This window comes from Streptomyces deserti (assembly GCF_054782695.1).
This window is the reverse complement of record NZ_BAAGRZ010000105.1, coordinates 1-1432: the sequence shown is the minus strand read 5'-3', so window position 1 is coordinate 1432 and position 1432 is coordinate 1. Positions and strand designations below refer to the sequence as shown.

1 protein-coding gene is annotated in these 1432 nt (G+C 69.5%); it reads right to left on the bottom strand.

Features of this window, described 5'->3' with window-relative positions; all coding sequences use genetic code 11:
* Window positions 1–19 precede the first annotated feature (19 nt).
* A complete protein-coding gene (locus ACYVMZ_RS39285) occupies window positions 20–1222 on the bottom strand; it encodes an IS110 family RNA-guided transposase (RefSeq protein ID WP_461088100.1) in 1203 nt (400 codons plus the stop codon).
* Between the last annotated feature and the right edge of the window lie 210 nt (window positions 1223–1432).

The window sequence follows — 1432 nt, the reverse complement described above, 5'->3', positions numbered from 1 at the left end:
AGGAGTCTCAATGACCAAGTCAAGCCGCTTGCGTGACCGGCGGGGCGGAGGTGAATGCCCGGTTATCACGCAGGAGTGCCCACAGGACGCTGGCTCGTCGGCGGGCCAGGGCGATGACGGCCTGGATGTGTTTGCAGCCCTCGGCGCGCTTCTTCAGATAGAAGTCCCGGTTCGGCCCGTCGCGGAGGATGCTCGTCTGCGCGGACATGTAGAACACCCTGCGCAGGCGGCGGCTGTAGCGCTTGGGCCGGTGCAGGTTGCCGGTCCTGCGGCCGGAGTCACGTGGGACGGGCACGAGTCCGGCAGCGGACGCCAGGTGGCCTGCATCCGTATAAGCCGCGAGATCGCCGGCGGCGACGATGAACTCGGCGCCGAGTATCGGGCCCATACCGGGCAGGGACTCGATGATCTCGGCCTGTGGGTGGGCACGAAAGGTATCGCGGACCTGCTTGTCGATCCGCTTGATCCGGTCGTCCAGGGCAAGGATCTGCGCGGCCAGATCCGCCACGATCTGAGCGGCGACGTCCTCGCCCGGCAGGGCGGTCTGCTGGGCCAGGGCGGCTTCCAGGGCGGTGGCCGCGACCGTGTCGGCGCTCCGAACGTCCCGGTTGGCCAGCCAGGCCGTCAGCCGAGCCCGGCCACGGCGGCGGATCGCGGCCGGGGTCTGGTAGCCGGTCAGCAGGACCAGGGCGCCCTTGTGGGCCGAGTAGTCGAAGGCCCGCTCAAGGGCGGGGAAGACGCCGGTCAGTACGTCACGGAGCCGGTTGATCATCCGCACCCGGTCGGCCACCAGGTCCGAACGGTGGGCGGTCAGCAACGCGAGGTCTGCTGCCAGCTGCGCGGGCACGTCGATGGCCGCGAAGTCCCGGCGCTGACGGGCCGTTTCAGCGATGACGTAGGCGTCGCGGGCGTCGGTCTTGGCCTCGCCCCGGTAGGCGCCGGACATGCGGTTGACCGTGCGGCCGGGGACATAGACGGCCTGCTGGCCGTGGGCCGCGAGCAAGGCCAGCAGCAGCGCGGAGGACGTCCCCGCAATGTCCACCGCCCACCGGACCTCGTCGGCCAGCTCCATGATCTCGCCCAGCGCAGTCAGGATCGCCGACTCGTCGTTGTCGATCTTCTTCGACCACAAGGTCGCGCCGGTCTCATCGACCACCGCGGCCCAGTGATGGCCCTTCCCGGCGTCGATACCGACCCAGACCTGGGCCTGTCGCTGGCTCACTCGCCCCTCCTCGGCTCCAACAGCACCTTGCCACCGGCCCGAGGAACACCCCGCCGTCATCTCCGTAAACAGCGACCGCACAAGGCGCGCACATCTCAATCAGCAGCCAGGGCGCCCCGGAGAGCCGGACGGCCACTCCTGCGGAGCCACTGAAGGCAAGACCCCATCAGCCACATCCGGCCCTCCCGGGCCACCCAACAACTTACGGAG